The following is a 22,921-nucleotide window of genomic DNA, read 5'->3' on the forward strand; positions in this document are numbered from 1 at the left end:
AAAAAACCTCGGCTCTTTCAAGTCGAGGCTATTGCGTGTTAACGGTAACGCTTACAGTGTTGGGTAGTCGATGTAGCCGACCGGGCCCTTGGCATAGAACAGCTCAGGACGCGCGTCATTCAGTGGCGCATCCGCTTTCAAGCGCGCCGGCAGGTCCGGGTTGGCAATGAACGGTACGCCGAAGGCGACGGCATCGGCTTTGCCGCTGGCCAACCATTGGTTGGCACTGTCCTTGGTGAAGCGTTCGTTGATGATGTACGGGCCGCCAAAGGCTTCCTTGATCTGCGGGCCGAGGCTGTCGGCGCCTTCTTTCTCGCGCGAGCAGATGAATGCGATGCCACGCTTGCCCAGTTCGCGAGCGACGTAGGTGAAGGTTTCTGCCAGGTTGTCATCGCCCATGTCATGGGAGTCGGCGCGCGGTGCCAGGTGCACACCGACACGGCCGGCGCCCCAGACTTCGATCGCGGCGTCGGTCACTTCCAGCAACAGGCGAGCACGGTTTTCCACGGAACCACCATAGTTGTCGGTACGCTGGTTGGTGCTGCTTTGCAGGAACTGGTCGAGCAGGTAACCGTTGGCGCCGTGGATTTCCACGCCGTCGAAACCGGCGGCCTTGGCGTTCTCGGCACCGGTGCGGTAGGCGTCGACGATGTCGGCGATTTCCTCGGTTTCCAGGGCGCGCGGGGTCGGGTAGTCGGCCAGTGGACGAACCAGGCTGACATGACCCTTGGGCTGGATGGCGCTCGGAGCGACCGGTGCTTCACCACCCAGGTACGATGGGTGCGATACACGACCCACGTGCCACAGTTGCAGGAATATCTTGCCGCCCGCGCCGTGGATCGCCTTGGTCACGTTGGCCCAGCCACGCACCTGGTCGTTGGACCAGATACCCGGGGTGTCCGGGTAGCCGACGCCCATCGGCGTGACCGAAGTGGCCTCGCTGAGGATCAGGCCGGCGGAGGCGCGTTGTACGTAGTACTCGGCCATCAGGGCATTCGGTACGCGGCCTTCATCGGCGCGGCAACGGGTCAGCGGGGCCATGATGATGCGGTTGGCCAACTCGAGGTCGCCCAGTTTGATCGGATCGAAAATAGTAGTCATTTATTGCATCCCTCGTGAGGTATCAGTTGGTAGCGGGGGCCAGTTCGGGATTACCGCTCTGACGGAAAGTGATCAGGGTGACCAGCAGGGCGAGCACCGCCAGTACGGCTGCCGCGAGGGGCACGCTGGTCAGGCCGAACCCGTGAGCGATGACGCTGCCGCCGACCCAGGCGCCGAGGGCGTTGCCGACGTTGAAGGCGCCGATGTTCAGGGTCGAGACCAGGTTCGGCGCGGCCTTGCCGTAGGTCACCACGTTGACTTGCAGGGCGGGCACGGCGGCAAAACACGCGGTGGCCCAGAGGAACAGGGTGATTTCGGTGGGGATCAGCGCGACGCTGGTCCAGGTCAGCACGGTGGAGACCACGGCCATGGCGACGAAGACGCCGATCAGCGTCGCGGCCAGGCCTTTGTCCGCCAGCTTGCCGCCAATGATGTTGCCCACCGTCAGGCCCAGGCCGATCAGCATCAGGGTCCAGGTCACGCCACGGGGCGAGACGCCGGTGACTTCGCCCAATAGCGGGGCGACGTAGGTAAACAGGGTGAACACCGACGCGGCGAACAGTGCGGTCATGCTCAGGGACAGCCAGATGCCGGCGCCTTTGAGAGCGCGCAATTCGGCGCGCATGTCGAGTTTCTCTTCATCGCGCTTGGCCGGCAGGAAGCGGATCAGGCCAATCAGTGCGATAACACCGATCACGGTCACTGCCCAGAAGGTCGAACGCCAGCCGGCCTGCTGACCGAGCGCGGTGCCCAGCGGCACGCCCAGTACGTTGGCCAGGGTCAGGCCGGTGAACATCAAGGCCACGGCCGATGCGCGCTTGTTGGCCGGCACCAGTCCCGCCGCCACGACCGAGCCGATACCGAAGAACGCACCGTGGCACAGCGCGGTGACCACGCGGGCAAACATCAGCACGTTGTAGTCGCTGGCCACTGCGCAGAGCAGGTTGCCGATAATGAAGATGCCCATCAACGCGACCAGGGCGGCCTTGCGCGGCAGCCGGGCGGTGGCCAGTGCCATGAACGGCGCACCGATGGCCACGCCCAGGGCGTACCCGGTCACCAGCCAGCCGGCGCCGGGGATCGACACACCGAGGTCGGCAGCCACGTCGGGCAGCAAGCCCATGATGACGAACTCGGTGGTGCCGATGGCGAAGGCGCTCAAGGCCAATATGAGTAGCGAGAGGGGCATTGGATAATTCCTTTTCGGCTGGCTGACGTAAAGGGTCAGAGCTCTTTGCTGAAGACTTTGAGGAACTCCTGAATGGTTTCCTCATTGCGTTTAAAGAAATGCCACTGGCCGACTTTGCGGCTGCTGATCAGGCCGGCGCGTTGCAGGGTGGCCAGGTGCGCGGACACCGTGGACTGCGACAAACCGCAACGTTGATCGATCTGCCCGGCGCAAACGCCGTGCTCGTTGCTGTGGGACTGGTCTGGAAATTCGACGTCCGGATTTTTGAGCCAGTGCAGGATTTCTCGCCGTACCGGGTGCGCCAGGGCTTTTATTATTTCGTCGAGTTCAAGGTTCATGGTTGGGGGCTCGTGATGTGTAAAACGCTATATCGCGATGAAGCGAACTTTAAATCGTTATTTCGCGATATACCAATATGATTTTGGTCTGACGACCGAATAAATCGGTATATCGGGTTATAACGATATGTTGGGTGTAGAGACACAGGCGCAATGTTAAGCTGCGCCCATGAACTATCTCGCACATCTTCACCTCGGTGGCCAGCGTCCTGGTCAATTGCTCGGCAGCCTGTATGGCGATTTCGTCAAAGGGCGGCTGCAAGGGCAGTTCGACCCGGAGATCGAAGCGGCCATCCAGCTGCATCGCAGCATCGACGTTTTCACCGATCGCCATCCGCTGGTGGATACCGCGTTGTCGCGGTTTTCCCTGACGCGTCGGCGCTATGCCGGCATCGTGCTCGACGTGTTTTTCGACCATTGCCTGGCCCGGGACTGGGCGCTGTATGCCGACCGGCCGCTGGAGTTGTTCACTTCGGACGTGTACCGGGTGCTGTCCACACAAGCGCAACTACCGGAACGCCTGGCGAAAATCGCTCCGCACATGGTGGCCAACGACTGGTTGGGCTCGTATCAGGAATTTGAAGTGTTGGAGCAGGTGTTGCGGGGGATTTCGCGGCGCCTGACCCGGCCGGAAGAGCTGGCGGCTGCGATGCAGGAACTGCGGGTGCTGTATGAGCCGTTGAGCGAGGATTTCCGGTTGTTCTATCCGCACCTTCAGGATTTCGTCCAGGCAACGCAGATCTAGGGTGGGAGCGGGCTTGCTCGCGAATGCGGTATGTCAGTCAACATCAATGGTGAAGGAGAATCCGCATTCGCGAGCAAGCCCGCTCCCACAGGGGAAATGGGTCAGGCCGCGATAGCGGGGCGTATTGGGGCTTGCTGTTTCTCCGGTATGGCCCCAAACAACGCCTTCTGCACCGCCTGCTGGGCTTCGAACGCCAATGCCGCACGCTCGCGACCTTCGCAGGCAATCGGCTTGAGCAGGTGAATTTCCACACCGCCCCGGTCATTGGCAAACAGGCGCATCAAGTGCGACAACAGATCATCGTCGCCAATGAACGGCGCCAGGGTGTCGGGCTCGCCGTTGCGCACATAACGAATCGCCACCGGTTGCAGCGCCACTTCGGAGTCGATGGCGGCTGACAGCAAGCGACCGTGGAAGGTGCGCAGCGAGCGACCGTCCGTGGTGGTGCCCTCGGGGAACATCAGCAGCGGGTGGGCGTGCGCCAGGTGGCGGGTCATCTGTTTGCGGATCAACTGGCTGTCGCCCGAACCACGGCGGATGAACAGGCTGCCGGCCTTGGCTGCCAGCCAGCCGGCGACGGGCCAGGTGCGCACTTCGGCCTTGGACAGGAACGACAGCGGCGTGAGCATGCCCAGCAGCGGTATATCGGTCCAGGACACGTGATTGCTGACCCACAGCATCGGCACTTGCGGCAGCTTGCCGTGAACCGTCACATCGAAGGGCAGGGCGTTGCCCAGGCGCGCCATGAAAAACCGCGACCAGCGCTGGCGGCGTTCCATCGAATGGGCCAGCCCAAGCCGCTCGAACACGCCGAACACGCTGGCCATGCTCAAGCCGAGCCCGACCACCAGTAACACCCGTGCGATTCGCGCGTACACGCGCAAGCGACTCATTACACGGCCGCCTTGAAGTGTTTGGCGTAACGCGGGCAGAGTTCGTCGCGCTTGAGCAGGATGAACACATCGGCCACCTGGAAATCTTCATCCCAGCACGGCTCTCCGCAGATCTTCGCGCCCAGGCGCATGTAGGCCTTGAGCAGCGGCGGCATTTCGGCGATCACGTTGGAGGGAATATCCAGGGTCGGCAGCGGCTTTTTCGGTTCGGCGCGCAGGTGTTCGGTGCACAGGTAGCGTTCGCGCAGGCGCTGCATGATCGCATGGGCCTGGATCCCGCCGTCCTGCATCGGGATGCTCGCGCACCCCATCAGGTAGCTGTAGCCGCCCTGGTTCAGTACTTCGGCCAGCTCACCCCAGAGCACGGCGATGGTGCCGCCGTTGCGGTAGGCCGGGTCGACGCAGGTGCGGCCGATTTCCAGGATCGGGCCTTGCAGATGGACCAGGCCGTGCAGGCTGAATTCTTCCTCGCTGTAGAACTTGCCCAGGCTGCTGGCGGCGGTGTGGTCGAGCAGGCGGGTGGTCGCCACCAGGCGCCCGGTGTTCAGGTCGCGCACGCCGATGTGGGTGCAGTGAACATCGTAGTCATCCATGTCCAGACCCAGTTCCGCGCCTTTGAGCTTGGCGTTGAATTCGCCGCTGAACACGTTGAAGCGCAGGGCCTGGGCTTGCTGCAAAGCCTCTTCGCCCACCAGGCGTTCGGCTTGCAGGCGGCGTTCGTTGCCGGTGTCGCTGATGCGGGCGATCTGAGTCATGACGAATCTCCGTGCGGGCTGCTCACCCGTCTTTGGGTTACAGCGAATCGACTTTCTTTATCCAGCCGTGTTGTGCAAAGTCAGGCTATGTAGCCCCGGTGTCATCGCCATTAAGCTTTGGTGATGCTTGTATGACAGCCCACAAGGAGCCTCTTATGCCCTGGCAAACCCTGTTGAACCGCCACGCTCGCCTGCCCGCCAACCCGGATCTGGGCGAAGGGTTCGCCACGTTGTTGCAGCAGCTGGGCCACGTCACTCCGTTTGAACTGGCCGTGGTCGGCGCACGCATGATGGCGACGCCGGGGCTGGCGTTCCTGGTGGGTTATCAGGCGGCGTTGCGCATGCTCTGGCCAAGCGCGCCGCCGAGCCTTGGCGCGTTGTGCGCCACCGAGCAACGCAGCCTGCGGGTGGCTGACATGCAGACCCGCCTGCACGATTTGCGCTTGAGCGGGCGCAAGGATTTCGTCACCGCAGGCGATGCCGCCGACTGGCTGCTGATTGCCGCGCGCAGCGAACAGCCCGGCGAAACGCCGCGCCTGAGCCTGGCGGTGGCCTACCCCGATGAGCCGGGCGTGCGGGTGGAGAAACTGCCGCCGATCCCGTTGATGCCGGACATCAGCCATGGCCGCCTGATTCTCGATAACGCACTGTGCGAACTGCTGGCGGGGGATGGCTGGGATGCCTACGTCAAGCCGTTCCGAACCCTGGAAGACATCTATGTATTGAGTGCCATGACCGCCTGGCTGTACGGCGTCGGTCAGGACTGTGACTGGCCGCAGGCCTTGCAATTGCGCTTGATGGCGCTACTGGCCGGGTGTGCGGAGGTCAGTCGACATCCCCCCGTCAGTCCGGCGGGGCATGTATTGCTCGGTGGGTTGTTTGCGCAGTTCGAGGGGCTCAAGGGTGAGATCAATGAAGCGCTGGCCGAGGGGCCGCCGGAGTGGGCGGCCATGTGGCAGCGGGATCAGGGGGTGATGGAACTGGCGGCTGAAGCGCGGGGCAAGCGATTGGCTAAGGCACTCGTGAATTTTCAGTGAATTGACCGGCCCTTCGCGAGCAAGCCCGCTCCCACATTTTGAAATGCGTTCCCCTGTGGGAGCGGGCTTGCTCGCGAAGGCGGCCGCATTAACAACACCAATCCCGGAACTGTCATCAACCTCTACTAGGCTCAGCAGTTCATCCCCACGAGCCCATGCCATGTTCAAAGGCTTGTCCCTGATCTTCATGCTGCTGCTCAGCCTCACGGCCCGCGCTGAAAACTGGCCCGCCGAACAATGGTCGCCCGGCCCGACTGTCACCGGCCCAGCACTCCAGGCCCTGGAAAACTACGCCTTCCCACCCCGCAACGACTCCACCCATCAAGGCATCCGCACCGACGCCTTGCTCGTCATCCGCGACGGCCAGGTGATCTACGAGCGCTACGCCGGCCCGACCACTGCCCAGACACCGCATCTCACCTGGTCCATCAGCAAAAGCCTGATGGCCACCGTCCTCGGCGTGGCGTATGGCGAAGGCCGGTTCAAGCTGCAGGACAAGGTGGCCAAATTCTATCCGCCACTGCAAAAACACCCGGACCTGACCCTGGCCGACCTGCTGCACTGGGCCTCGGGTCTCGACTGGCAGGAAGATTACGAATACGCACCGCTCAACTCCTCAGTGGTGGCCATGCTCTACACCCGCGGTCACCGGGACATGGCTGCCTTCACCGCCGATCACGGCAGCTACGCCGCACCGGGGCAGGCGTTTCGTTATTCCAGTGGCGACACCAACCTGCTGTCCGCCGCGCTGAAAACCATCGTCGGTGCGCAGCGCTACGCGGACTATCCGTGGACCGCGCTGTTCGAACCGCTGGGCATTCGCCGAGCGATCTGGGAAACCGACGCCGCGGGCACCTTCGTCGCCTCGTCCTATGCCTACCTCACCGCTCGGGACCTGGCCCGCATCGGACTGTTGATGGCGCGGGACGGTCGCTGGGGCGATAAACAACTGCTGCCCAAAGACTGGGTGGCCTTCAACCGCGAACCCTTCGCGGGCTATCGCGCCAACCAGGATGATGCAGTGCCCGGCGGCCACTGGTGGCTCAATCGAGCAGTAGGCGGGGGCGCCAGACCCTGGCCCGATGCCCCCGCCGATACCTTCGCCGCCCTGGGCCATTGGGGCCAGGCGCTGTACATGATTCCCGGGGAAAACCTGGTGATCGTGCGTTATGGCGATGACCGCGATGGCCTCTACCAGCACAACGAATTGCTCAAGCTCGCGCTGAAGGCCTTTGCCGGGACGGTGAAACCATGAGCGGTTTCATGAGGCGCAGACCGATCAGTTCATTGTTGTTGATCCTGCTGCTCGCCTTGCTTGGCTGGGTCTGGCAGGAGCGGGTGGCGCTATGGGCCTTCCCGGACATCATCAGCGCCTACACCGCCAAGGAATACTGTTCGTGCCGCTACGTGATGAACAACGACGCCGGGTATTGCCGTGGCTACGTCAAGCAATGGCTGCCATTCAGCGGCTTTACCGATGACGCGGCCAGCAAGCGCATCACTGTCAGCGGGATGGGGCGCAGCAATATGGCCATGTGGATCGGCGAGCACCAGGGCTGTCGCCTGAACCCCTGACCTGCAGGTTCCATCTGGTGGAACCACATTCGATTGTCCTCGCGCGCGACTCGCGGTTATCTGGCGGTGAGCGCGACCTGCCTTTTTAAACGTCGCGAAATCATAACGAACAAAAAGAACGGGAATACACCCGGCCCGAGGAAATCGTCATGACCCGACATCAACACATTCTTGCCTGGCTCAACGACGTCGCCAGCGACCTGCACGCCACCCGCCAGGACATCCACGCCCACCCGGAACTCGGCTTCGAGGAAAACCGCACCTCGGCGCTGGTGGCCAGATCCCTTTCGGAATGGGGCTACGAGGTGCACACGGGCATCGGCAAGACCGGGGTCGTCGGTGTGCTGCGCAATGGCGACAGCCCGCGCAAACTTGGCTTGCGCGCGGACATGGACGCGCTGCCGATCATCGAGAATACCGGCGCCGCTTACAGCAGCCGGCATCAGGGCTGCATGCACGCCTGCGGGCACGATGGCCACACAACGATGTTGTTGGGCGCGGCCCGTTACCTGGCGGCGACTCGCCAGTTCGACGGCACCCTGACCCTGATTTTCCAGCCGGCCGAAGAAGGCCAGGGCGGCGCCGAAGCGATGCTCGCCGATGGCTTGCTTGAACGTTTTCCCTGCGACGCACTGTTCGGCATGCACAACATGCCGGGCCTGCCGGCGGGGCACCTGGGCTTTCGCGAAGGGCCGATGATGGCTTCCCAGGATTTACTCAACGTCACGATTGAAGGTGTCGGCGGTCACGGCTCGATGCCGCACCTGGCGGTCGATCCGCTGGTGGCGGCTGCCAGCGTGGTGTTGGCCCTGCAAACCGTAGTCGCGCGCAACATCGATGCGCAGCAGGCGGCGGTGGTGACGGTCGGTGCATTGCAGGCCGGGGAGGCCGCCAACGTCATCCCCCAGCAAGCGATCCTGCGCCTGAGCCTGCGTGCATTGAATGCCCAGGTGCGTGAGCAGACCCTCGAGCGGGTGCGCGCGATCATCGAATCCCAGGCCCAAAGTTTTGGTTGCAGTTCGACCATCGAACACCGTCCGGCTTACCCGGTGCTGGTCAACCACGCCGCCGAAACCGAGTTCGCCCGGCAAGTCGGCGTCGAGCTGATCGGTGCCGACGCGGTGGACGGCAACACGCCCAAGCTGATGGGCAGCGAAGACTTCGCCTGGATGCTGCAACGCTGCCCCGGCGCCTACCTGTTCATCGGCAACGGTGTGTCGCGGCCGATGGTGCACAACCCCGCCTACGACTTCAACGACGACATCCTGCTGACCGGCGCGGCGTATTGGGGCGCGCTGGCCGAGAGCTGGCTCAAGCCGGCCTGAGCCTTTCACTTTCTACTGCCGCTGGACCGGGCGCGTCATGTCGCGCCCGGCATCACCCAACAGGTTTCTGGAGAGTTCCCCATGCACACTTCGAGCACCGGTGTTTCGCGCACCCGGCAAGTGGTCGCGGCCGTTATCGGCAATGCGCTGGAATGGTATGACTTCATTGTCTACGGCTTTCTGGCGAGCATCATCGCCCGGCAATTTTTCCCTTCCGAAGACGAGTACGCCTCACTGCTGATGGCCCTGGCGACCTTCGGCGTCGGTTTCTTCATGCGCCCGGTGGGCGGCATCCTGCTGGGCATGTATTCGGACCGCAAAGGCCGTAAGGCGGCGATGCAGATGATCATCCGCCTGATGACCGTTTCGATCGCACTGATCGCCTTCGCGCCGAACTACGCCGCCATCGGCATGGGTGCGCCGCTGTTGATCGTGGTCGCGCGGATGCTCCAGGGCTTCGCCACCGGTGGTGAATACGCCAGCGCCACGGCGTTCCTGGTGGAAAGCGCGCCGGCGCACCGTAAGGGTCTGTACGGCTCGTGGCAATTGGTCGGGCAATGCCTGGCGGTGTTTTCCGGGGCGGGCATGGTGGCGCTGTTCACCCATCTGTTGACTCCCGAGGCCCTGGACAGCTGGGGCTGGCGGATTCCCTTCATGATCGGCCTGTTGATCGGCCCGGTCGGCCTGTGGATTCGCAAGCACATGGAGGAACCGGAAGAATTCCTCGAAGCGCGCAAGCAGGCCAAGGGCGAAAGCCCGGGTTTGCTGCAAGTGATCCGCGAACATCGCCGCGCCATTCTGGTGTCGATGGGCCTGGCCTGTGGTGCGACGGTGTCGTTCTACGTGGTGCTGGTGAACATGCCGACTTTCGCCCACAAGAACCTCGGCCTGCCGCTGGACCAGGTGCTGCTGGTGCAGATGCTCGCGGTGGCGGTGATGACCGTGGTGATCCCGCTGTCCGGCGCCTTGTCGGATCGCCTCGGCCGTCGCCCGGTGCTGATGGCCTTCACCCTGGCGTTTTTCCTGATGGTCTATCCGCTGTACGTGTGGGTCGCGGCGGCGCCCTCGGTGGAGCGCTTGCTGGTGATGCAACTGTTGCTGTGCACGGCGATCGGCGGCTTTTTCGGGCCGGCACCGACGGCGCTTGCCGAACAGTTTCCGATTGAAGTGCGCTCCACCGGGGTGTCGGTGGCCTATAACGTCGCGGTCATGGTGTTCGGCGGTTTTGCCCCGCTGATCGTGACCTGGCTGAGCAAGGTCCTGGCCACGCCGGTGGCGCCATCCTTCTACGTGTTGTTCGCTTGCGTGCTGACGCTATTGGGCACTTACTGCATGCAGGAAGCACCACGGGCGAAGAAATCCGTAGCACTTAACCTTGGGGTGAAACCTTGAGCATGAATCCGATTGTTGAAATGGACGCCGATGCATTGTCCCGGGCGATTCACGGGCGGCAGGTGTCCTGCCGTGAAGTGATGCAGGCGTATCTGGCGCAGATCGAACGTTTCAATCCGCAGGTCAATGCGCTGGTGTCGCTGCGACCGGCCGAGGAGCTGCTGGCAGAGGCCGACACCTGCGACCGGCAACTGGACCAGGGCCAGTCCCGGGGCTGGATGCACGGCATGCCGCAAGCGGTCAAGGACCTGGCGGCCACCGCCGGTTTGCGCACGACCATGGGCTCGCCGCTGTTCGCCGAGCAAGTGCCGCAGCATGACGCCATCAGCGTGGCGCGGGTGCGTGACTGCGGCGCGATCATCATCGGCAAGAGCAACGTGCCGGAATTCGGCCTCGGCTCGCAGACCTACAACAGCGTGTTCGGCACCACCACCAATGCCTACGATCCGGCACTGGTCGCCGGCGGCAGCAGCGGCGGGGCGGCGGTGGCGCTGGCGTTACGCATGCTGCCGGTGGCCGACGGCAGTGACATGATGGGCTCGCTGCGCAACCCGGCGGCGTTCAACAACGTGTTCGGCTTTCGCCCGTCCCAGGGCCGCGTGCCCCATGGCCCGCAACCCGAGGTGTTTGTCCAGCAACTGGCCACCGAAGGGCCGATGGGCCGCACCGTCACCGATGTTGCGCGGTTACTTGGCACCCAGGCCGGGTACGATTCGCGCGCGCCGTTGTCGCTGACCCAGGATCCGGAGATTTTCCATCAGTCGCTGGCCCAGGATTTCAGCGAGGTGCGCGTAGGTTGGCTGGGCGACTACAACGGCTACCTGCCGATGGACCCGGGCGTGATGAGCCTGTGCGAGGCGGCGCTGCAGGACTTCACGGCCCTGGGTTGCAAGGTCGAAGCCTGCCAGCCGGATTTTTCCATGGAGCGCCTGTGGCAGGCCTGGCTGGTGCACCGTCACTGGCTGGTGCAGGGCGGCCTCGGTAGCCTGTATGCCGATCCGCACAAACGCGAGCAGCTCAAACCCGAAGCCCAATGGGAAATCGAGGGTGGCCTGCGCCTGACGGCGGCGGATGTCTATCAGGCCTCGGTCAGTCGCAGCGAGTGGTATTGCGCCTTGAACGATTTGTTCGAACGTTACGATTTCCTGCTGCTGCCCACTGCCCAAGTGTTCCCTTTTGATGCACAAACCCCTTGGCCACGTGTCGTCGGCGGGCAAAGCATGGACACTTATCACCGCTGGATGGAAGTGGTGATCGGACCGACCCTGGCCGGATTGCCGAGCATGAACGTGCCGGTGGGTTTCAATCCGGCCGGGCTGCCGATGGGCCTGCAAATCATTGGCCCGGCCCAGGCCGATCGTGCGGTGCTGCAACTGGCTTATGCCCACGAGCAACTGACCCAGTGGGTCAAACGCCGGCCGCCCGGCTGTCTGCAAAGTGCGTAAAACTTGTGGGCAGGCCCACATCTTGCTGCAAGAATCGATCATCCATTAGCGCCCAAGGAGATCGGACACATGGACAGCAAGGCTGAAACCGGCAGCGTACGTTCGGTCGAGCGCGCCCTGGCGATCGTCGAGTTGCTGGGTGAGCATCAGGCGTTGGGCCTGGAGGAGTTGCACTACCTCACCTGTCTGCCCAAAGCCACGGTGTCGCGCATGTTGCTGACCTTGCAGGAGCAGGGCTGGATCTATCGCGGCTTGAGCGACCGGCGTTACCGCCTGTGCGCCAAGCGCCTGTTTGGTGACAGCCGGCAGCGCTTCAAGCGGCGCCTGGTGGAAAACGCCGCGCCGCTGCTGCTGGAGTTGAGCGAGCGCACCGGGCTGGTGGCGGACCTGTCGTGCTTCGATGGCGAACGGGTGGAGGTGATGGAAAGTGCGATCCCGCAGGTGTTGCGCAAGCGCTATCCGAACAACTGCCAGATCGTCGGCCAGCACGCCAGCCTGTTCCATTCGGCCATGGGTCGCGCCTGCCTGGGTGAGCTGCAAAGCCATGAAGTGGAACGCCTGGCCGAGCGTGAGCGGCTTTGCGACGAATCGCTGTTCAGCGCCACCGAACAGGCGTTGCATCAAGGTTTCGGCCAACGCACCGAAGGCTACTGGGAATACCCGGTGCGGCTGCCCTTCCTGATCCGTGCGGTGGCCTTGCCGATTCACACCGATGGCCGGCTGGTCGGCAGCATGGCGTTGCATTGGCCGATGGATCAGGCGCCGGTGGAACGGGTGCTGAGCCTGCACCTGAACAGCCTCGCCGCGACCATTGGCAATGTGCAGCAGGCGATGGCGTAAGGCCCAAAAAAGATCGCAGCCTGCGGCAGCTCCTACAGGATCCGGGTGCGAATGCGATCCTGTAGGAGCTGCCGCAGGCTGCGATCTTTTGATCGTGGGTTTGCAATAGCGGCGGGGCCAGTTAAGGTTCAGCACAGGTTTATCTGCCCCCGAGTGTTTATGTTCCAGCGGTCTGTCTGCAAAACCCTCGCCTGCCTGTTGTTGGCCGGCGCTTCGTTGTCGGCCCAGGCCAATTGGTACCTGGACGGCGAATCCTCGCGGCTGTCGTTCGTCAGCACCAAAAACGCCAATGTGTCCGAAGTGCAGCGCTTTCTGGTGTTGCACGGCAAAGTCGATCCCGGCGGAAAAGCCGAAGTGGAGGTCGAGCTGGAATCGGTCAACAGCGGCATTCCCTTGCGCGATGAACGCATGCGCAAGGAGCTGTTCGAGATCGAGAAATTTCCCGAAGCCCTGATCACCACGCAAATCGACCTGCGCCCGATCAACGACCTCGCGCCAGGCGCACAACTGGAATTGCGCCTGCCGCTGACCGTCGACCTGCACGGCAAGCAACACACCTACAACGCCGAACTGCTGGCCACCCGTCTCGATGACCGGCGTTTCCAGGTGGTGACTCTGGAGCCGGTGGTGGTCAATGCCGAAGATTTCGACCTGGCGCCGGGCCTGGACGCGTTGCGCAAGGTCGCCGGCCTGTCGGCCATCAGTCTGTCGGTGCCGGTGGGTGCGGTGCTGATCTTCACGGCGCGTTGACATGGCCGGCCCGATCTTTCCCTGGCGTGAAGGCAATAGTTTCCAGTTGCTGGTCGACGGCCCGCAATTCTTCCCGCGCATGCTGGTGGCGATCGCCCGTGCCGAAGAACAGGTCGAGCTGGAACTGTATCTGGTGGAGGCGGGCGCCTGCGCCGAGGCCATGGTCCAGGCGCTGGTCCAGGCCGCCGAGCGCGGTGTGCGGGTGCGTTGCCTGTTCGATGATTACGGCAGCCTCGCCTTTACCCTGACCCTGCGCCAGCGACTCACGGCCGCCGGCGTCGAGTTGCGCTTCTACAATCGCCTGAGCTGGCGACGCTGGGTCGGCAATTTCTACCGCGATCACCGCAAGTTGCTGCTGGTGGACCAGAGCCTGGCCGTGGTCGGTGGCACCGGCGTGACCGATGAATTCTGGACGCCAAACGAAGACGTCAGCGAGTGGCACGAAGTAATGGTGGAAATCACCGGTCCGCTGGTGCTCGACTGGCAATTGCTGTTCGACCGCCAATGGATCGCCAACCGCCATCGCCGAGCCTGGCGCCCGGCTTCGCACTTCGGCCTGCCGCGCCTGCCCCGCGTGCCGTCCACGGGTGAGGGCATGGGCCGCGTCGCCTATGCCGACGCCCGCCAGCACCGGGACATCCTGCAATCGCTGATTCGTGCATTGAACAGCGGCCAGAAACGCATCTGGCTGGCCACGCCGTATTTCCTGCCGACCTGGAAAGTCCGTCGCTCACTGCGCCGCGCAGCCTCCCGCGGCGTCGATGTGCGGCTGCTGTTGACCGGGCCGCGCACCGATCACCCGTCGGTGCGTTACGCCGGGCATCGCTACTACCCGCGACTGCTCAAGTCAGAGGTGAAGATTTTCGAATACCAGCCGTGTTTCCTGCACCTGAAAATGGTCCTGATCGATGACTGGGTGAGCATTGGTTCGTGCAATTTCGACCACTGGAATTTGCGTTTCAATCTGGAGGCCAACCTTGAAGCATTGGACGCTGGATTGACCCGTGACGTGGTGGCGAGTTTCGAAAAGGACTTCTCTCTGAGCCAGGAAGTCAGCCTGGAGGCATGGCAGCGCCGCCCGCTGTGGAAGCGGGTCAAGCAGCGAGTGTGGGGGTGGGTGGATCGGTTGGTGGTCAATCTGCTGGATCGACGGGGCTAGTCGCTACACCAAAGACCCCTGTAGGAGCTGGCTTGCCAGCGAAGGCGGTATAACATCCAACCAAGATGTTGAATGTTATGGCCTCTTCGCTGGCAAGCCAGCTCCTACAGAGGATCGCGGAGTTACAGCAGTTCAAAGCTCTGCTGCGTCACATCCTGGGAATCCAGGCCGATCTGCACGTTGAACTTGCCCGGCTCCGCCACGTACTTGAGCTGGGTGTTGTAGAACTTCAGGTCGTCTTCGGTGATGGTGAAGTGCACGACTTTCTGTTCGCCGGCCTTGAGCATGATCTTCTGGAAGTTCTTCAGCTCCTTGATCGGGCGGATCATCGAGCCGGTCTCGTCCTGGATGTACAACTGCACCACGGTCTCGCCGTCGCGCTTGCCGGTGTTTTTCACCGTGATGCTGGCGTCGAGCTTGCCGGTCTTGTTCAGTGTGGTCGACGACAGCGCCATGTCGCCCAGGCTGAAATCGGTGTAGCTCAGGCCATAACCAAACGGGTACAGCGGGCCTGTGGTGTCATCGAAGTACTGCGAGGTGTAGTTGCCCGGTTTGCCCGGGGTGAACGGCCGGCCGATGGTCAGGTGGTTGTAGTAGGTCGGAATCTGGCCCACCGAGCGCGGGATGGTGATCGGCAGTTTGCCCGACGGGTTGTAGTCGCCGAACAGCACGTCGGCAATGGCGTTGCCGCCTTCGGTGCCGCTGAACCAGGTTTCCAGGATCGCGTCGGCCTGTTCCTTCTCCTCGAGAATCGACAACGGACGGCCGTTCATCAGCACCAGTACCAACGGTTTGCCGGTGGCTTTAAGGGCACGGATCAGCTCGCGCTGGTTTTCCGGGATGTTCAGGTCGGTACGGCTGGACGATTCGTGGGACATACCGCGGGACTCGCCCACGGCGGCCACCACCACGTCGGCATCCTTGGCCGCTTTCACCGCTTCGTCGATCAGCACGTTCGCCGGACGCGGGTCATCCACCACTTCCGGGGCGTCGAAGTTGAGGAAGTTCAGGTAACCGAGGATCTTCGGGTCGCTGGTGATGTTGGCGCCACGGGCGTAGATCAGCGTCGACTGTGCGCCCAGAGCGTTGGTCATGCCATCGAACAGGGTCACCGATTGCGCCGGGCGACCGGCGGCGGCCCAGCTGCCCATCATGTCGATTGGCGCTTTGGCCAGCGGGCCAACCAGGGCGATTTTCGCGGTTTTCTTCAGCGGCAGGGTTTCGCCCTGGTTTTTCAGCAACACCAGGCTGCGGCGCGCCACATCGCGGGCCTCGGCACGGTGCAGGCGGCTGTCGGCGTAGGTGTCGACCGGGTCATCCTCGGCCTTGCCGATGCGCAGGTACGGGTCCTTGAACAGGCCCATGTCGTACTTGGCGTCCAGTACCGCACGCACGGCGTTGTCGATGTCGCTCTGCTGGATCTCGCCGGCTTTGAGCAGCCCTGGCAGTTCCTTGCCGTACAGGGTGTCGTTCATGCTCATGTGGATGCCGGCCTTGATCGCCAGCTTCGCCGCTTCTCGGCCATCGCGGGCGACACCGTGCTTGATCAGCTCGAAAATCGCTCCGTGGTCACTGACCGCCAGGCCCTTGAAGCCCCATTCCTTGCGCAACAGGTCGTTCATCAGCCAGGTGTTGGCCGTGGCCGGCACGCCGTTGATCGAGTTCAGCGCGACCATCACCCCGCCCGCGCCGGCATCAATCGCGGCGCGGTACGGCGGCAGGTAGTCCTGGTACATCTTGACCGGGCTCATGTCGACCACGTTGTAGTCGCGACCGCCCTCGACCGCGCCATACAGGGCGAAATGCTTGACGCTGGCCATGATGCTGTCGGCGGCGTTGGCGCCAGTACCCTGGAACGCCTTGACCATTACGCCGGCAATGCGTGACACCAGGTAGGTGTCTTCGCCAAAGCCTTCGGACGTACGGCCCCAGCGCGGATCGCGGGAGATGTCGACCATGGGCGCGAAGGTGATATCGAGGCTGTCAGCCGCGGCTTCCTTGGCGGCAATGCGCCCGGACAGGCCGATGGCGTCCATGTCCCAGCTCGACGCCAGGGCCAGAGGGATCGGGAAAATGGTGCGGTGGCCGTGGATCACGTCGTAGGCGAAGAACATCGGGATCTTCAGGCGGCTGCGCATGGCCGCGTCCTGCATCGGACGGTTTTCCGGGCGGGTGATCGAGTTGAACGTACCGCCGATGTTGCCCGCCGCGATTTCCTTGCGGATCATTTCGCGCGGCATTTCCGGGCCGATGCTGATCAGGCGCAACTGGCCGATTTTTTCATCGAGGGTCATTTGCTTCATCAGGTTGCTGACGAAGGCGTCCTTGTTCTCCAGGGGTGCGGGCGTCGTGGCGGCCAGTACGTTTTGACTGGCCAGGCTGACGAACAGGCCCAGCAAACACAGCTTCTTCATGAATAGTTTTCTCAAGGGCCCAAGCGGCGATGTACACGCCGGCCAGCCAAAATTTAGGGAGCGACTATTGTTGTTCGGGTGCTGACTCAAAAAGCGACGGCCGAAAACGGCAGTCGAACACCGGAAGCGGTTTTTCTGCAGGGCATCTTTTAGCCCATTTGCCCCGACGCAATCCAGTGCCGCGCCGATTATGCCCGAAGAGCCGGCCGAGAGGGTCGCCGGTTGTTTTTTCCATGAAATGTGAACGGAGCATCACCGCGATGAATGTACGACAGTCCTACCGGTCGAGCCTGCAAGTGGCCACGTTGCTCGTGTTGGCCACGTTGCTGACGGCCTGCGGCATCAACAACATCCCGACCCTCGATGAACAGGCCAAGGCTGCCTGGGGCCAGGTGCAGAACCAGTATCAGCGCCGTGCCGACCTGATTCCCAACCTGGTGGAAACCGTCAAGGGCTATGCCGCGCATGAAAAGGACACCCTGACGGCCGTGATCGAAGCCAGGGCCAAGGCCACCTCGATCCAGGTCGACGCCTCCACGCTCGACAACCCGGAAAAGCTCAAGCAGTACCAGCAGGCCCAGGATCAGCTCAGCGGTGCCTTGAGCCGCCTGATGGTGGTGTCCGAGCGTTATCCGGACCTCAAGGCCAACCAGAACTTCCTGGCCCTGCAATCGCAGCTTGAAGGCACCGAGAATCGGATCAGCGTGGCCCGACGCGACTTCATCCTGGCGGTGCAGAAATATAACACCGAGATCCGCACCTTCCCCGGTCGCCTGTGGCACAGCGTGATGTACAGCAATCTGCCGGAACGCGCGACCTTCGAGGCCACGCCGGGGTCGGAGAAACCACCCGAGGTCAAATTCTGAATCCTGATGGCGGGTAGATACCCTGTAGGAGCTGCCGAAGGCTGCGATCTTTTGACTTTGTTTTTCAGCGGTTTCGAAAAGATCAAGATCAAAAGATCGCAGCCTTCGGCAGCTCCTGCAAGGACGTGCGAGGTTGCCAATGCGAGCGTTGAAGATCGGTCTGGTGTTGTTGCTGTGGCTGTTTGCCCTGGCGGTCCAGGCCCAATTGAAGTTCCCGGAGCTGACCGGGCGGGTGGTGGATAACGCCCAGATGATCGAGCCAGCGGTGCGCGAGCAGCTGGTTCAACAGTTGCAGGCCCATGAAAAGACCACCGGCGAGCAGTTGGTGGTGGTCACGCTGGCAAACTTGCAGGGCACCGATATCGCCGATTTCGGCTATCAACTGGGCCGCTACTGGGGCATTGGCCAGAAAGACAAGAACAACGGCGCGCTGCTGATTGTTGCCCGTGATGAGCGCAAACTGCGCATCGAAGTCGGCTACGGCCTGGAAGATCGCCTGACCGACGCCCAGAGCTCGGTGATCATCAACCAGGTCATCACCCCGGCGTTCAAGGCGGGCAATTTCAGCAAGGGCATCAGCGACGGAGTGGCGGCGATGCTGGTGGTGCTGGGTGGCAATCCCCTGGACGAGCCCTCGACGGTCTATGAGTCCAGCGGCGATCCGGGTGACGATTTCGTCTCGCGGCATCCGGGGTTGTTCGTGTTTCTGGTGTTGTTGTTCATCCTGACAGTATTCGTTTGCCAGATGCTCGGTATCCTTCCTGCCGGTCGTGGCGGCTCCGGTGGTTCCGGTGGCGGTTTTGGTGGCGGTGGTTTCGGCGGTGGCGGTGGGGGCGGGTTCAGCGGCGGAGGGGGCAGTTTCGGTGGCGGCGGTTCGTCGGGCGGCTGGTGATGACACGGAAATAAATACATTAGCGAGCAGGCATTCAACAGATGGCATTACTGACTGAACACGAACAACGCAAGGTCGCCGAGGCGATTGCCCGGGTCGAGCGCGACACCGACGCGGAGCTGGTCACCGTGCTCGCGGCCCGCGCCGACGACTATGTGTACATCCCGCTGCTCTGGGCCAGTCTGCTGGCACTGGTGCTGCCGGGGATCGTGCATTACCTGACGGGCTGGCTGACCTTGCACAGCCTGCTGATGGTGCAATGGAGCACCTTCATCGTGCTGTGCCTGGTATTGCGAATTCCGAAAATCACCACGCACCTGATTCCGCGGTCGGTGCGCCATTGGCGTGCCTCGAACCTGGCGCGCCGGCAATTCCTCGAACAGAACCTGCACCATACGGTCGGCAGCACCGGCATCCTGATTTTCGTCTCTGAAGCCGAGCGCTATGTGGAAATCCTGGTGGACGAGGGTATCTCCAGTCGGCTGGACAACAGCCATTGGGACGCGATTGTCGCGCAGTTCACCCAGCAGGTGCGCCAGGGCCAGACGTTGCAGGGCTTTATCGCCTGCGTCGAGGCCTGCGGTGAGTTGCTCAAGGTGCACGTTCCAGTGACCCATGTGCGCAACGAGCTGCCAAACCGCCTGGTCGTGCTCGGCTAGGCTGGCCGTCGCACACTTTTGTAACGCTTGGCGGTACAACTGCGGCCGGTTGTCTGGCTCCTGCCCGGTCTTCAACATCTCCCTCCAATAGCGAACGCTCTGTGACGGGCGTCCTGACGTAGAGGGAGTACTTATGTCAACGCATCTACCGCTCGACTCTTTTGCCGGTGCAGCGCCTGACGGCGGGAGAAATGAAACGCCGATCCATCTGACAACTAAAGAAACACAAGCCTTGATCTGGTGCTACAAAGGCAAGACTTCCTGGGAAATCGCCAGGATTCAGAATTGCTCGCCCACCACGATCAACTTCCACTTTGCCAGTATTCGCCGCAAGTTTGCTGTCAGGTCCCGGCATGCCGCCTTGCTCAAAGCCATTGAGTCGGGCGCCATTGTCATCGACGAGGTCGATGAGCGAGGTGTCCATGAACCTGACTGACTCGGCCTATAACAGTATCAGTGGGCTACTGCTGGGATTGGGCATCGCGACATTGCCGGCGATAGATGGCGAAGCGCTGTTCGGTGCATCGCTGGGGGCGTGGCTGGTTATCACGACGCGCGTTGAATTCAAAGCCTGGCAGCGGATCGGCTCGTGGTTGCTGTCGGCGGGCGTCGGCTATCTTTTTACCCCTGTCGCACTGCCGTTGGCGCCTTTCCTGACTGCAGGGGTAACGGCATTTCTTTGCGCGCTGATCATTATTCCCATCAGCGTCAAGATCATGCAGTGGGTCGACGGCGCTGGCCTTGGGGAAATCATTGAGCGCCTCAAAGGGCGACGCTGACGGGTATCAACTCGTCATGATCAAGTAAACCGATTGCGAACTACATATGTACTCATGTTTCGTTCGCCTGTTGAAGTGTCGACAGAATAGACGCCATCTCTGAAAGTTTGAGTTCCATTTCACGCAGGCGGCGTTTTTCCTCCAGGGCATTTTGTATGGCGCAGCGATCTTCTTCACCGAGCAATCGCCACATCGCGAGAATTGTATTTTCCCGATTGGCTGTTTCCTGGTGGTGTTCGAGTTCATTGGCCGCAGCGCTGTGACGCAGGATTGGACCTTCGCCCAGCAACAACCAGTCGAGTGAAATGCCGCGCGACTGTGCAATTTCTACGCATAATGAGTATGGCGTACTGTCGCGACCCTTCCAGCTACTAAGGGTCTGCGGGCTGACTTGTAACGCCGAAGACAAAGAGGCATCGCTTTTTGTGCCGGTAATTTGCTTCAGTCGCGCTAAAACAGCCTGAGATTTTTTGCTACGCAATTTGAGCCTCTTCCTTTTGACACACGCTTTTTGAGTGCTTAATGTATGCGCAATGAGTAACTTTTTTATTGTGAGGAATCAATCTTCAACTATGAATCAGATGAATATGATGTCGAAACTTCCTAATGGTAGCAGGGTGATTTCCTACATGTTTGGTTCCTGCCCATTACGCCGTTATTCCTTGCACTTTCTTCTTTCGGGTGGGCGTTATTTGCAATGCCGGGTTGCAGCGATCATCTCATCAAGCAGTATTGCGTTTGATTATGTTGATTACCACCCGACGAACAGCGGGATCCAGGTATGAGTACTTACAAAATGGTGTGCCCGCACTGCTTGAGCCGGATGCGCATCCGCACCAGCGAGGGTCGTCATATTTTCCTGCGGGTGGCGTACTTGCAATGCACGTCGGAAGCCTGCGGCTGGTCGGTGCGGGCCGAGTTCGAAATGACCCACGAACTTTCACCCAGTGGCATGCCCAACCCCGCCGTGCGTTTGCCTTGCGCCGGGCCCGATTTGCGGCACGCCGCGCGTCCGCTTGCACCGACGGCGCCTGAGTCGACGGAGTCATGAACATGTCCGCCATTGTTGAAAACGAGGATTTGAACGAGCAATTTTTGGCCATCGCCCAGGCATTTCTGGCCCGTCACGAAAGTGATGCGGTAATTGATGACCAGGTGCTGTTCTGTCGTGCCGTGAAGCACCTGCAAGGGATTGATGTGCCGATGCACCTGGCGGAGCGACTGGTCAGCCACGCCTACGGGGAGCTCAAGTCCTGCAACGATCGACGACGCCTGGACATCGGCGCCAGCTCCGAAACCGTCGCTGTCATCACGGACCCCGCCAATGGCCTGACGTGGGCCGTACCGGTGGGATTGATCGTCAGGTATGTGATCAATTCACCGATCAATCGCAAACTTCGGCTGGTGGAGCCCTGACGGCACGCCGGATACTCGCAGGTCCGAGGGGCATTTGCGTGCCTGCGAAAAATAACCCCGTGCCCAAAACCCGCATCCCCCCTAAAATATCGGCCATTCTCCGATTTGCATTGCCCGAGGCCGTTTTTCCATGTCCGTCACCGCTACTCCCGCCAGCCTCGCGCCGGACCACCACGCCCAGTTCATCGGCCTGCTGCAATCGAGCCTCGACCAGAATGCCTTCATCAAGCTGGTGCTGGCCAAGTACGCCGGCGAGGAAGCGGACCTGCAGCGGATCATCATCAAGCCGGTGACGGTCAAGGCGCAGGCTTGCCTGTCCTTCGTCTATCGGTACAAGACCCGCGACATCACCAAGAACCTGCCATTGGCCGAAGGTGTGGCAGTCATCGCCGGTTTGTTGCCGGCGTCGTTCAAGAATGCGCATTTGTTGTCGTTGACTGATGAAGCCCAGCTCGAATACAGCAAAAAGGGCAAGTCTTCGCTGTTCAAGAGCAAACCCCAGCAATTGCGCGAAGTGCCGTCCGCCGGGCACAACCGCGAGAAAAACCGCTTTCTCGATCTGGAGCGGCCGTTTCTCGCCGACCTGGGCGTCACCAACAAGCAGCATGAACTGATCCCGGCGATGTCGCGCAAGTGGAAACAGATCAACAAGTTCATCGAGGTCTTCAGCCATGCGCTGACCTCGTCGCCCCTGGCGCTGGACAGCCCGGTGCGGGTGGCGGACTTCGGATCCGGCAAGGGTTACCTGACCTTCGCGATCCATGACTATCTGCGCAATACCTTGAAGGCCGAAGCGCAGGTAACCGGCGTCGAGCTGCGCGAAGACATGGTCACCCTGTGCAACACCGCCGCGGCCAAGCTTGAGCATCCAGGGCTGGTCTTCAAGTGCGGGGATGTGCGCAGCGTGGCACCGAGCGAGCTGGATGTGATGATCGCGCTGCATGCCTGCGACATCGCCACGGACTATGCGATCCATACCGGCATTCGTTCCGGCGCCTCGATCATCATGTGCTCGCCGTGCTGTCACAAACAGATTCGCCTGCAAATCCAGAGCCCGGCATTGCTCAAGCCGATGCTGCAATACGGCTTGCACCTGGGACAGCAGGCGGAAATGGTCACCGACAGCTTGCGTGCACTGTTCCTCGAAGCCTGCGGCTACGAGACCAAGGTGTTCGAGTTCATCTCGCTGGACCACACCAACAAGAACAAGATGATCCTGGCGGTCAAGCGCGCCGAGTCGGGTGATCCGGCCCAGCTGCTGGCGAAGATCGAGGAACTCAAGGCGTTCTACCACATCACCGAGCATTGCCTGGAAACCCTGTTGCGGGCTGACGGTTACCTCTGATCCCGT

General features: G+C 61.8%; 25 protein-coding genes. 18 read left to right on the forward strand and 7 right to left on the reverse strand.

The features are described from left to right. Nucleotides 1–51: 51 nt before the first annotated feature. The 3 genes from ACM6I6_RS10200 to ACM6I6_RS10210 are packed head-to-tail and all read right to left on the reverse strand — an operon-like array spanning nucleotide 52 to nucleotide 2,628. Entirely contained in the window at nucleotides 52–1,101 is a 1,050-nt protein-coding gene (locus ACM6I6_RS10200) for an alkene reductase (RefSeq protein ID WP_323606655.1), read from the reverse strand. Nucleotides 1,102–1,123: 22 nt separating this feature from the next. Then, entirely contained in the window at nucleotides 1,124–2,290 is a 1,167-nt protein-coding gene (locus ACM6I6_RS10205) for an MFS transporter (protein ID WP_323606656.1), read from the reverse strand. Nucleotides 2,291–2,325: 35 nt separating this feature from the next. After that, nucleotides 2,326–2,628 carry an ArsR/SmtB family transcription factor gene (locus ACM6I6_RS10210; RefSeq protein WP_046816689.1) on the reverse strand — a complete coding sequence of 101 codons (303 nt, stop codon included), beginning with the start codon at nucleotides 2,626–2,628 and terminating at the stop codon, nucleotides 2,326–2,328. 169 nt (nucleotides 2,629–2,797) lie between these two features. On the opposite strand from ACM6I6_RS10210, the gene ACM6I6_RS10215 reads away from it, so the two are divergent. Beyond that, nucleotides 2,798–3,373: an ACP phosphodiesterase gene (locus ACM6I6_RS10215; protein WP_323606657.1), complete on the forward strand. Its 576-nt coding sequence runs from the start codon at nucleotides 2,798–2,800 to the stop codon at nucleotides 3,371–3,373. Nucleotides 3,374–3,474: 101 nt separating this feature from the next. Here the strand turns inward: ACM6I6_RS10215 and ACM6I6_RS10220 are convergent, their stop codons facing one another. Both ACM6I6_RS10220 and olsB read right to left on the reverse strand, forming a co-directional pair. After that, nucleotides 3,475–4,266, reverse strand: coding sequence for a lysophospholipid acyltransferase family protein (locus ACM6I6_RS10220; RefSeq protein ID WP_274073452.1), 792 nt, complete (start codon nucleotides 4,264–4,266; stop codon nucleotides 3,475–3,477). Continuing rightward, a complete protein-coding gene (gene olsB / locus ACM6I6_RS10225) occupies nucleotides 4,266–5,021 on the reverse strand; it encodes an L-ornithine N(alpha)-acyltransferase (protein ID WP_274073453.1) in 756 nt (251 codons plus the stop codon). The genes ACM6I6_RS10220 and olsB overlap by 1 nt, the downstream gene beginning before the upstream one ends. A 155-nt stretch (nucleotides 5,022–5,176) precedes the next feature. Between olsB and ACM6I6_RS10230 the strand changes: the two genes are divergently transcribed. From ACM6I6_RS10230 to ACM6I6_RS10270, 9 genes are all read left to right on the forward strand, one after another. After that, nucleotides 5,177–6,058, forward strand: coding sequence for an acyl-CoA dehydrogenase (locus ACM6I6_RS10230; RefSeq protein ID WP_414919839.1), 882 nt, complete (start codon nucleotides 5,177–5,179; stop codon nucleotides 6,056–6,058). 160 nt (nucleotides 6,059–6,218) lie between these two features. Further along, on the forward strand, nucleotides 6,219–7,313 hold the full coding sequence (locus tag ACM6I6_RS10235; RefSeq protein WP_414919840.1) for a serine hydrolase domain-containing protein: 1,095 nt from the start codon (nucleotides 6,219–6,221) through the stop codon (nucleotides 7,311–7,313). Then, nucleotides 7,310–7,633 (forward strand): amidase, encoded by a 324-nt coding sequence (locus ACM6I6_RS10240; protein WP_406593006.1) that lies wholly within the window; start codon nucleotides 7,310–7,312, stop codon nucleotides 7,631–7,633. Before ACM6I6_RS10235 ends, ACM6I6_RS10240 begins: the two co-directional genes overlap by 4 nt. Nucleotides 7,634–7,782: 149 nt before the next feature. Beyond that, nucleotides 7,783–8,958, forward strand: a complete 1,176-nt coding sequence (locus ACM6I6_RS10245; protein WP_406593007.1) for a M20 aminoacylase family protein — start codon at nucleotides 7,783–7,785, stop codon at nucleotides 8,956–8,958. Nucleotides 8,959–9,039: 81 nt separating this feature from the next. Beyond that, a complete protein-coding gene (locus ACM6I6_RS10250) occupies nucleotides 9,040–10,350 on the forward strand; it encodes a citrate-proton symporter (RefSeq protein ID WP_274073458.1) in 1,311 nt (436 codons plus the stop codon). Between the two features lie 2 nt (nucleotides 10,351–10,352). Continuing rightward, complete coding sequence (locus ACM6I6_RS10255; protein ID WP_414919841.1) at nucleotides 10,353–11,795, forward strand: amidase; 1,443 nt, start codon at nucleotides 10,353–10,355, stop codon at nucleotides 11,793–11,795. 69 nt (nucleotides 11,796–11,864) lie between these two features. Beyond that, nucleotides 11,865–12,635, forward strand: a complete 771-nt coding sequence (locus ACM6I6_RS10260; protein WP_274073460.1) for an IclR family transcriptional regulator — start codon at nucleotides 11,865–11,867, stop codon at nucleotides 12,633–12,635. 159 nt (nucleotides 12,636–12,794) lie between these two features. Further along, nucleotides 12,795–13,385 carry a YceI family protein gene (locus tag ACM6I6_RS10265; RefSeq protein WP_323606660.1) on the forward strand — a complete coding sequence of 197 codons (591 nt, stop codon included), beginning with the start codon at nucleotides 12,795–12,797 and terminating at the stop codon, nucleotides 13,383–13,385. A gap of 1 nt (nucleotide 13,386) precedes the next feature. After that, nucleotides 13,387–14,544 carry a phosphatidylserine/phosphatidylglycerophosphate/cardiolipin synthase family protein gene (locus ACM6I6_RS10270; RefSeq protein WP_323626653.1) on the forward strand — a complete coding sequence of 386 codons (1,158 nt, stop codon included), beginning with the start codon at nucleotides 13,387–13,389 and terminating at the stop codon, nucleotides 14,542–14,544. 122 nt (nucleotides 14,545–14,666) lie between these two features. Here ACM6I6_RS10270 and bglX read toward each other — a convergent pair whose 3' ends face one another. Further along, nucleotides 14,667–16,958 carry a beta-glucosidase BglX gene (gene bglX, locus ACM6I6_RS10275; RefSeq protein ID WP_323606661.1) on the reverse strand — a complete coding sequence of 764 codons (2,292 nt, stop codon included), beginning with the start codon at nucleotides 16,956–16,958 and terminating at the stop codon, nucleotides 14,667–14,669. Nucleotides 16,959–17,218: 260 nt separating this feature from the next. On the opposite strand from bglX, the gene ACM6I6_RS10280 reads away from it, so the two are divergent. From ACM6I6_RS10280 to ACM6I6_RS10300, 5 genes are all read left to right on the forward strand, one after another. After that, nucleotides 17,219–17,824 carry a LemA family protein gene (locus tag ACM6I6_RS10280; RefSeq protein WP_274073464.1) on the forward strand — a complete coding sequence of 202 codons (606 nt, stop codon included), beginning with the start codon at nucleotides 17,219–17,221 and terminating at the stop codon, nucleotides 17,822–17,824. Between the two features lie 139 nt (nucleotides 17,825–17,963). Further along, nucleotides 17,964–18,716: a TPM domain-containing protein gene (locus ACM6I6_RS10285; RefSeq protein WP_274073465.1), complete on the forward strand. Its 753-nt coding sequence runs from the start codon at nucleotides 17,964–17,966 to the stop codon at nucleotides 18,714–18,716. Nucleotides 18,717–18,757: 41 nt separating this feature from the next. Next, nucleotides 18,758–19,375 (forward strand): TPM domain-containing protein, encoded by a 618-nt coding sequence (locus ACM6I6_RS10290; RefSeq protein ID WP_274073466.1) that lies wholly within the window; start codon nucleotides 18,758–18,760, stop codon nucleotides 19,373–19,375. A gap of 133 nt (nucleotides 19,376–19,508) precedes the next feature. Next, entirely contained in the window at nucleotides 19,509–19,811 is a 303-nt protein-coding gene (locus ACM6I6_RS10295; RefSeq protein ID WP_414919842.1) for a helix-turn-helix domain-containing protein, read from the forward strand. Further along, nucleotides 19,798–20,154 carry a putative holin gene (locus ACM6I6_RS10300; RefSeq protein ID WP_274073468.1) on the forward strand — a complete coding sequence of 119 codons (357 nt, stop codon included), beginning with the start codon at nucleotides 19,798–19,800 and terminating at the stop codon, nucleotides 20,152–20,154. The genes ACM6I6_RS10295 and ACM6I6_RS10300 overlap by 14 nt, the downstream gene beginning before the upstream one ends. A 52-nt stretch (nucleotides 20,155–20,206) precedes the next feature. Here the strand turns inward: ACM6I6_RS10300 and ACM6I6_RS10305 are convergent, their stop codons facing one another. Beyond that, a complete protein-coding gene (locus tag ACM6I6_RS10305) occupies nucleotides 20,207–20,635 on the reverse strand; it encodes a helix-turn-helix domain-containing protein (RefSeq protein ID WP_274073469.1) in 429 nt (142 codons plus the stop codon). A 300-nt stretch (nucleotides 20,636–20,935) separates the two neighbouring features. On the opposite strand from ACM6I6_RS10305, the gene ACM6I6_RS10310 reads away from it, so the two are divergent. The 3 genes from ACM6I6_RS10310 to ACM6I6_RS10320 all read left to right on the forward strand — a co-directional run bounded on the left by ACM6I6_RS10310 (nucleotide 20,936) and on the right by ACM6I6_RS10320 (nucleotide 22,915). Further along, nucleotides 20,936–21,205: an ogr/Delta-like zinc finger family protein gene (locus ACM6I6_RS10310; protein ID WP_274073470.1), complete on the forward strand. Its 270-nt coding sequence runs from the start codon at nucleotides 20,936–20,938 to the stop codon at nucleotides 21,203–21,205. Nucleotides 21,206–21,207: 2 nt separating this feature from the next. Beyond that, nucleotides 21,208–21,570 carry a hypothetical protein gene (locus ACM6I6_RS10315; RefSeq protein WP_414919843.1) on the forward strand — a complete coding sequence of 121 codons (363 nt, stop codon included), beginning with the start codon at nucleotides 21,208–21,210 and terminating at the stop codon, nucleotides 21,568–21,570. 130 nt (nucleotides 21,571–21,700) lie between these two features. Next, nucleotides 21,701–22,915 (forward strand): class I SAM-dependent methyltransferase, encoded by a 1,215-nt coding sequence (locus ACM6I6_RS10320; RefSeq protein ID WP_414919844.1) that lies wholly within the window; start codon nucleotides 21,701–21,703, stop codon nucleotides 22,913–22,915. The last annotated feature ends 6 nt before the right edge of the window (nucleotides 22,916–22,921 follow it).

Origin of the sequence: Pseudomonas sp. IT-P218 (genome assembly GCF_949767605.1) — a bacterium.
GTDB classification, from domain to species: Bacteria; Pseudomonadota; Gammaproteobacteria; order Pseudomonadales; family Pseudomonadaceae; genus Aquipseudomonas; species Aquipseudomonas putida_AE.

Excerpts from the sequence above, each read along its gene's own strand:
- ACM6I6_RS10270 (WP_323626653.1), top strand. The coding sequence starts at position 13,387 with ATGGCCGGCCCGATCTTTCCCTGGCGTGAAGGCAATAGTTTCCAGTTG.
- ACM6I6_RS10200 (WP_323606655.1), bottom strand. The coding sequence starts at position 1,101 with ATGACTACTATTTTCGATCCGATCAAACTGGGCGACCTCGAGTTGGCC.
- ACM6I6_RS10240 (WP_406593006.1), top strand. The coding sequence starts at position 7,310 with ATGAGCGGTTTCATGAGGCGCAGACCGATCAGTTCATTGTTGTTGATC.
- ACM6I6_RS10230 (WP_414919839.1), top strand. The coding sequence starts at position 5,177 with ATGCCCTGGCAAACCCTGTTGAACCGCCACGCTCGCCTGCCCGCCAAC.
- ACM6I6_RS10215 (WP_323606657.1), top strand. The coding sequence starts at position 2,798 with ATGAACTATCTCGCACATCTTCACCTCGGTGGCCAGCGTCCTGGTCAA.
- bglX (WP_323606661.1), bottom strand. The coding sequence starts at position 16,958 with ATGAAGAAGCTGTGTTTGCTGGGCCTGTTCGTCAGCCTGGCCAGTCAA.
- ACM6I6_RS10290 (WP_274073466.1), top strand. The coding sequence starts at position 18,758 with ATGGCATTACTGACTGAACACGAACAACGCAAGGTCGCCGAGGCGATT.
- ACM6I6_RS10295 (WP_414919842.1), top strand. The coding sequence starts at position 19,509 with ATGTCAACGCATCTACCGCTCGACTCTTTTGCCGGTGCAGCGCCTGAC.
- ACM6I6_RS10320 (WP_414919844.1), top strand. The coding sequence starts at position 21,701 with ATGTCCGTCACCGCTACTCCCGCCAGCCTCGCGCCGGACCACCACGCC.
- ACM6I6_RS10280 (WP_274073464.1), top strand. The coding sequence starts at position 17,219 with ATGAATGTACGACAGTCCTACCGGTCGAGCCTGCAAGTGGCCACGTTG.
- ACM6I6_RS10315 (WP_414919843.1), top strand. The coding sequence starts at position 21,208 with ATGTCCGCCATTGTTGAAAACGAGGATTTGAACGAGCAATTTTTGGCC.
- ACM6I6_RS10310 (WP_274073470.1), top strand. The coding sequence starts at position 20,936 with ATGAGTACTTACAAAATGGTGTGCCCGCACTGCTTGAGCCGGATGCGC.
- ACM6I6_RS10210 (WP_046816689.1), bottom strand. The coding sequence starts at position 2,628 with ATGAACCTTGAACTCGACGAAATAATAAAAGCCCTGGCGCACCCGGTA.
- ACM6I6_RS10300 (WP_274073468.1), top strand. The coding sequence starts at position 19,798 with ATGAACCTGACTGACTCGGCCTATAACAGTATCAGTGGGCTACTGCTG.
- ACM6I6_RS10220 (WP_274073452.1), bottom strand. The coding sequence starts at position 4,266 with ATGAGTCGCTTGCGCGTGTACGCGCGAATCGCACGGGTGTTACTGGTG.
- olsB (WP_274073453.1), bottom strand. The coding sequence starts at position 5,021 with ATGACTCAGATCGCCCGCATCAGCGACACCGGCAACGAACGCCGCCTG.
- ACM6I6_RS10260 (WP_274073460.1), top strand. The coding sequence starts at position 11,865 with ATGGACAGCAAGGCTGAAACCGGCAGCGTACGTTCGGTCGAGCGCGCC.
- ACM6I6_RS10235 (WP_414919840.1), top strand. The coding sequence starts at position 6,219 with ATGTTCAAAGGCTTGTCCCTGATCTTCATGCTGCTGCTCAGCCTCACG.
- ACM6I6_RS10265 (WP_323606660.1), top strand. The coding sequence starts at position 12,795 with ATGTTCCAGCGGTCTGTCTGCAAAACCCTCGCCTGCCTGTTGTTGGCC.
- ACM6I6_RS10245 (WP_406593007.1), top strand. The coding sequence starts at position 7,783 with ATGACCCGACATCAACACATTCTTGCCTGGCTCAACGACGTCGCCAGC.
- ACM6I6_RS10250 (WP_274073458.1), top strand. The coding sequence starts at position 9,040 with ATGCACACTTCGAGCACCGGTGTTTCGCGCACCCGGCAAGTGGTCGCG.
- ACM6I6_RS10205 (WP_323606656.1), bottom strand. The coding sequence starts at position 2,290 with ATGCCCCTCTCGCTACTCATATTGGCCTTGAGCGCCTTCGCCATCGGC.
- ACM6I6_RS10255 (WP_414919841.1), top strand. The coding sequence starts at position 10,353 with ATGAATCCGATTGTTGAAATGGACGCCGATGCATTGTCCCGGGCGATT.
- ACM6I6_RS10285 (WP_274073465.1), top strand. The coding sequence starts at position 17,964 with ATGCGAGCGTTGAAGATCGGTCTGGTGTTGTTGCTGTGGCTGTTTGCC.